General features: G+C 60.2%; 5 protein-coding genes. 3 read left to right on the forward strand and 2 right to left on the reverse strand.

The window, feature by feature from the left end; genetic code table 11:
- The first annotated feature begins 49 nt into the window (after window positions 1-49).
- Window positions 50-2173, forward strand: a complete 2124-nt coding sequence (locus CHB73_RS15765) for a tetratricopeptide repeat protein (protein WP_089275564.1) — start codon at window positions 50-52, stop codon at window positions 2171-2173.
- Between the two features lie 39 nt (window positions 2174-2212).
- A complete protein-coding gene (locus tag CHB73_RS15770; RefSeq protein ID WP_179217091.1) occupies window positions 2213-2626 on the forward strand; it encodes a hypothetical protein in 414 nt (137 codons plus the stop codon).
- Window positions 2627-2629: 3 nt separating this feature from the next.
- On the opposite strand, the gene CHB73_RS15775 is transcribed toward CHB73_RS15770, so the two are convergent.
- A complete protein-coding gene (locus CHB73_RS15775) occupies window positions 2630-3379 on the reverse strand; it encodes a TVP38/TMEM64 family protein (RefSeq protein ID WP_179217092.1) in 750 nt (249 codons plus the stop codon).
- A gap of 127 nt (window positions 3380-3506) precedes the next feature.
- Here CHB73_RS15775 and CHB73_RS15780 point away from each other — a divergent pair, with 127 nt between their 5' ends.
- Entirely contained in the window at window positions 3507-6080 is a 2574-nt protein-coding gene (locus tag CHB73_RS15780) for a hypothetical protein (RefSeq protein ID WP_179217093.1), read from the forward strand.
- 90 nt (window positions 6081-6170) lie between these two features.
- Here CHB73_RS15780 and CHB73_RS15785 read toward each other — a convergent pair.
- A partial coding sequence (locus CHB73_RS15785) for a glycosyltransferase family protein (protein ID WP_089275567.1) occupies window positions 6171-6651 on the reverse strand: 481 nt, incomplete at its 5' end.

The raw sequence follows: 6651 nt of genomic DNA on the forward strand, positions 1-6651 counted from the left end.
GCCTTTTTTCCGAGTTGCCACACCTGGAATTCTCGCGGGAACCCTGTTTATGGCCATCCTGATTGGATTTCCGGCCGAGATGGCCGCTGCCAAGAAAAGCACAGCCAAGGCTGTCGCCAAGCCCGCCGCAGAAGCTTCCCGGTTGCCCCAGAAAGCCGATGAATCAGGATTGGCGTATGAACAATGGCTCAAAAAGTACGGCGCCTATGACCGTCTTGCCGCCAGCGCCGCCACTGCGGCGGACGATGGCAGCGGCGCGTCCGTGCTGAAGCGTGCGGAGGCCCAACTTCTTCAAGGCACTCCACGGGAGGCGCTGACCATTATCCAGGGACAACCGCCCTTTGAGGACAAGGCCTTGGAAGCAAAAAGGCTGTGGCTTGGCGGTAATGCGCATAGGGCTTTGGGCGACCCTTATCAGGCTGTGGTCTGGTACAGCCAGGCCTCCCAATTCATGGATGCAAAACAGGTCAAGGCGCGCTTGACCGCCGAGCCCGGCTTGGAAGCCCTTTGGGTAGATGTCTGGCGCAGGCAATTCTGGGCTTATGTGGGCAATCCTTCCGTATCGCGAGAGGCGCTTGGCGAGACATTGCGGATGCTGCTTGCCCAGGCGGAAGCGGCCTGGGGAACCGCGAATTTTTGGGGCAAGGCAAAAGAGTCCCTTGAACAGGCTGAAGGCGGCGAGCCTGGAACTGGCAAGCACACCGATGCCAAGGACGCTTCACTTGTTGTCAACGAGGCCGACCGGCTGCTTCTTTCCCGTGCGGTGGCTGCTGCGGCGCTTGAGGATTATGGGATTTCCCGTGACTTGCTCAGGCAGGTTTCCGTGCCGGCGTTGCGCGAGTTTTGGGCCGGTTTTGCGGAATTTCTCGAAAGCGGCAAGGCGCCGGACGTCAAGACGCTTGCCACCACGGGGCACGCCAAGGCCGCGGGGTTTTGGAGCGCCAACCTCTTGGCCTCGTACGCCGAGAACCGGCAGGACTGGCTTCTAGGCAGCTCCGCTTCCTCCTGGACACGCTTTAAATCCAGCTTGGCCAAGCTCTCGCGCGAGGAGGCCCGACAAGCGGTCGAAAAGGAATTGCAGTCCCTTCTGCTCTCCGAAGAGATGTCGCGGCATTTGCGTTCCCTCAAGTTTGTTCTGTGCATGGAGGAAGGCGATCTGGATTCGGCGCGGGAGATCTGGCAGGGGCTTGAAGCACGCAAGCTCCCGATAAGCCTACGCCTGTCCGGGGCCCTCGCCTTTGGCGAAGAACTCAAAAATTTGCTCCCCCAGGAGATTGGAGCCGCAGGACGCCTCTCCCCTGCCCTTGCGGCCCTGCTTTCGGCTGGCGGCGTCGGGACTCCCCTGCCTGGCGAGGCCCCGTTCTGGATTCGCATCGAGGTCGGTAAAGGCAACACGGTTGGCAAGGCATGGCCCTTGGATCGGTTGCTGGTCCTTGCCGACTGGCAGGCACGCGGAGGGGCAGCCGCAAACACCGACTTGGCCCGCCGCTCGGCGTTCCTTTTCCCCGATACCGCATACGGGTACGACTGCCTCTTGGCCCTGGCACAGAAGGCTGTGGAAAGCCGTTCGTTTCAGCTTGCCGAAGCCTACCTTGGTCGTATGGCAAATTTGCCGTCCGACAAACAGCGCACCACGGCACGACTTGGTTTGAAAGCCAAGCTGGAACGCGAAAGCGGCAATGATGAACAGGCGTTGGCCACCTACCGGGAGTTGCTAGCCCTTGGGGTGGACATGGCTCCACGGACCCGTCTGGATGTCGCCACGTTTTTGCAGCTTAAGGGAGATTTTGACAGCGGGCGCGAGCAGTTGCTGATTCTGTGGGAACAGCGGGACAAGCTCGAGCGCCCCGTGCAGGCCGAGGTGCTGTTCTGGCTGGGCGAGGGAGAGCATTCATTGCGCAACTATGATGCAGCGCTGGATTATTATCTGCGCTTGGCATATCAATACGCGCACGAGCCCATGTGGCCAACCGTGGCCTTGTATCGGTCCGCGATGATCTATGAAATCAAGGGGAACTACGAGACCGCCAAGAAGTTGCTGCGTTCCGTCATCGCCTCGGCTGACACCAAGGAAGCCCAGGAGGCTGCGAAAAACCGGCTGAACGCACTGGAGACCAAGACCGGCAAAACCGCCCCGCAAAAGGAAGGTGGCGGCGCCATGTATCCCTTCTGATCCCCTTGCCCGTCTGCGACGTTCAAAGAGGAGTAGCTCATGGCCCAGGATTTTCGTGGTTTGCTCAAGGAAAAGATGAGGAATCCTGATGTCGGCGAACGCTGGTTCGAGGATTTCGAGATCGGATGCGTGTTTTATTTCTCCGTTCAGGCCAGCGCCCTGCACGAGAGCACTCCCAGCGCTTTGCTTGACGACATCTCGGGATATACGGCTTTCCAGGTGACCCTGCAGGCCCGCAGTGGCGTGTTCACCTATGGCAAGCGCGGCGCTTGGCAGCATTTGGAGAATACGCCCTGGTGGCATCTCTTTGAGCCAGAGTCGCCGCTGCTTCTCGTCGCCCCCAATGTGCCGACAGCCACAGTGCAGCAGATTTTTGAGGATCTGCACGCCTGTGTTGAGGCGCATCCGGAAATGGCGAAACGGAAGTGTCAGCGGTCGCTTAGCGTGTGCTGAGTGCTACCGCGGCTGTTCCGTGTCTTTTGTGTTCGTATTGGCCGATTGCTGGACAGCGCCTTGTCTGCGGGAAAGCATGTGCCTGCCCGCATACAGGAACAGCGCGACTCCGAGGCAGATGGCGACAATGCGCACCAGTCTCCCTGTGTCCCCGCTGAGCATGAAGCCGCCGGTAAGCTGGCCAAGATGGCTGAAGACGAGGCACAGGGGGGCGGAGAAGAGGATCGTGCCCCATACGTAGGTCCGCAATGGCATCGACGTAAGGCCAAGCAGGAAGTTCACCACACCGGAAGGAACGGCGGGGTTCAGGCGGACAAAGGCGATGACCTTCCAGGGGGTCTTCTCCATGTTAGCGCCCAGCCGTGAAAGCAGGGAAAGGTTGAACCCGCGGGCGAAGGGCTGGCCGAACGCGCTACGCGCGAACGAAAAAGCGAGTGTTGCGCCAAGACTGCTGCCAAGCAGGGAAAAGGCCCCGCCAACGGCTGTGCCCCAGAGGAACCCGGCTCCGATGTTCAACGGCATTGTGGGCAGCATAAAGAGCATGGCAAGGGCGTATATGCCGATAAACGCCACAGGGGCCAGGAGAGGGTGCTCGCGCACAGCCAGGAGCACTCCTTCGGAGTTGAGCAGGTTCTGGTCCCAAAGACGCCAAGCCAGGCTGGCGAAAATGATGAAGAGCAGAACTAACGCCACTTGGCGGGCCTTGGCGAACGGTGGCCGACTGGCGGCGGGTGAAGGCTTCGGATTCATCATGTCCCATGGTTTCAGTATCTGCGAGTGAACGGTCCGGGAACCCGGCTTCGGGCGGGAACGCGTGGCCCTGTTGTCCATATACCAACAGCCTTCGGGTCGTAAAGGCTTGAGGCGTCCGGGCGCTACCGTGCGCGCCAACGGCAACCGAGGTTCAGCGTTCATGCCAGCGACATGCTCAACGCTTGCGCCAAACAGGCGCGATTTGTTTTTGTTTCTGGCGTTGGCGATTCTTTGCTACGCAGACAAGATCGTGCTTGGTCCGCTCGCCTTTGTCGATATCTACGACAGTCTTGAAGTCCATTTCGTCCATTTTCGCAACATGTGGAAGCTCTGGACGGAGTTCGGCCCATTCAGTTGGTATCCGTTCCATGCCGGTGGCGCTCCAAGCTTCGCAGGCCAGCATCCTCCTTGGCATCCGGCCGTGCTCCTGGCCGGTATGTTGCCGCTTTGGCTGCTTTCGTTGTTATGGAATATCGGGCAGATGTGCTTGGCCGGGTACGGCATGTCGCGCTTTCTGCCCTTGCTGTTCGGCATTTCTCGCCGCAGCGCGCTTTTGGCGGGCGTGCTATTTTCCATCACTTGGGTAAGCGGCAATGTGCACTTCGTCATGTCCTACGCCTTCCCCGCAGTGTTTGTCTGGTGCGTGGAGCTCTGCACGGCCGATTCTTCCAAGGGGCAGCGGGTGCTCGCCGCCATCTGCATCGCTTTGGCCAGCGTGTTTTCCTTCCCTGTGCTGACGCTCCCGCATTTCCCGGTGTTTCATCTTGCTCTGGTCCTATTGCTTGGGCGACATTTGCCCGATTTTCGCCGTCAGGTGGCTGGGGTATTTCTCGTCTGGACGGGGTTCGTGCTGTTGTTCTCGCCGACCGTTGTAAGTTTGTTCGAATACATCCCCTACGCCCAACGGCAATGGGATTTTGCCTACCCGGGACATTGGCCCGCGCTTTTAAGTTTTTTCAAGTGGTTGAAAGGGCGATTGGCCGATCAACAGTTGATTGCGTTATTGATCATGGGGCTGCCGTTTTTGTCTTGGCGACCTTTTCGCGTGAGCGCCTTATTGGGGCTGGGCATTCTTCTTGTGTCAGGCGTGTTCAGCAGCGATTTGAAGGGGCTCTTCGCAGGCAGTTTCCTGCTCAAAATGGATTTGTTCATGTTCGCCACCTGTCTTGGGCTCGTGAGCGCAATGCTTGCGGGGTTGGCTCTTGAGGCGTTGACGCGCTCGGACAAGGGGGTGCGCTGGCCCTTGGCGCTTGCGGCGTTGGCCGTCTTGCCGTGTTTCGGCGCGGCGCACAAGGTCTTGGCCTACGCGTTTTTCTTGGGCGCTGGCCTGGCAGGGGTGTGCATCATGCGCCGGAAACAGCCCCGTTATCCCTCTCGTGCGGCCATCGCGCTGATGGTCTGCCTGGCCGCCGCGGCCATGTTGACGCGACAGCAGTTCATGACCAGCGGCATGTTCGCCCCCTACGCCCAGGGGATGAAGGGCCACGACTCCCTGGCCGCCTTGGCCGAAACCTATTGGCGTCAGCCTTTCCGCACGGCTTGCGTGGACGTGCACCCCGTTGTTGCGCAGAATCTTGGGTTTGATACCGTTGGCGGCAAGGGGCCGTTGTTTAACAAGCACTACAAGGATTTGGTCGGCGAGGCCTTGCGCCCACAGCTGAATAACGCCGAGCAGTTCTCAGGTTTCAATACCCTGTGGCGGCAGCTGTACCTGACCCGGTTGCACACCGACCATGACCAGCGTTCCTGGGTCCTGGACAAAGCTCCGTTACGTGATGTGGCCGACTTCAACTGGAATCTTCTCTACGCCCTCAATGTCAGCCATGTTTTGTCCGATCGGGAGATCGGCGGCATGTCGGCGGTGGCGGGACGTCCGACACTCTCCCCCGGTTTCGGAGAGCAGTCGTCGTTTGTGGCGCGGCTGGGGCTGTCCAGCACGTATTCTTTGCCGCTCTATCTGTATGGACTCAAGGATCCCTTGCCGCGGGTGCGCCTGACAGACCCCCTGTTCGTCCCACAAGGCGAGTCCGTTCCAGAGCGCATGGGACGCGCCGACTTGGACGAATTGCGCCGCGTGGCCTATCTTACGCAGGCCGAGGCACGCTTTTTCCCGCCACCTCCCCCCTTGCGGCGCTTTGTGCCGGAATTCGAGTCCCCTGTGGGAACGGTGCGCCTGGCCCACTGGTCTCCAGACCGCATACGAGTCAACGGAATCGCCGAACGACCCTGCGTTTTGCTTTTGGCGAACAACTTCGACCCTGGCTGGAAAGCTGTTTTGTCCAATGGCACAGTTCTGCCAACGTTCCGGGCCAACCACGCCTTTCTGGGGGTGAGGATCTCCGAGCCAGGGCCGTTCAGCCTCGCGTTCGTCTACTCTGCTCCGCACATCTGGTGGCTTTGCCTGGCCTCTGCGTTTGGCCTGGGGCTCCTGTTCGTTCCACTGGCCTGGCCCGTATCCGAACGCCCGTTCTCTGCTCCGGCCATATTGGACCAAGAGGCTCCAGCCTTTGCCGTTAGTCGGAAAACGGCATTGTTGTGCGGCATCGGCGCTGCTGCCGTATGGGCCTTGGCGTTTGGTTTGTTCGTCATGGGGCGGCACAAGGGGCCGCAGAGTGGAAGCCTCGGCTATGCCTTGTGGAGCATCCCGAGCATGGGAGTGCTTGTGGCGTGCTGGACCAGGGCGCTCTTGCGCCGCATCTGAGCCTGTTTATGTTTTGCCAGCGAAAAAAAGGCCGCCTCGTGTCGGGGCGGCCTTTTGGGGTGTATTGTCAGGCAAGCGTTGCGGGGGTGCCTATTTCCACCACACCACTTCGCGCAGGAACTGGAAGTAGTATGCGGCGCCCCAGCGCAGGACCTGCAGCTTGCGCTCGCCGCCGATGCGTGGTGGCTCATCGCCGGGGATCTCCGCGATTTTGAGCTTGCGCTTGGCCGCCCGGCAGGAGAGCAGCGGCTCCCAGCTGATCTTGGTGCCGAAGAGTTTTTCCGGCAGGGCGAAAGCCGAATCGCCCATCAGCTCCAGGTCGTAGGCCAGCTGTTTCTTATAGGCGCGGTAGATGACCATGACATCGGTGTATTTGCCGCCGTGCAGCAGGTTGACCGTCTTGGTGAAGAGCCAGTTGCCGAAGCCGGTGACGATGTCGTCGTCCGCGCTCTTGGCCGGGCCAAGGTAGCGTGAGGCGATGACCATGTCGTAGCCTTCGCGCATCTTGGCGATGAGGTCGGGCAGGATTTCGGCCACGGAGTTGCCGTCCGGGCTGAAGGTGACGATCACG

Source organism: Humidesulfovibrio mexicanus (assembly GCF_900188225.1).
Lineage (GTDB): Bacteria > Desulfobacterota > Desulfovibrionia > Desulfovibrionales > Desulfovibrionaceae > Humidesulfovibrio > Humidesulfovibrio mexicanus.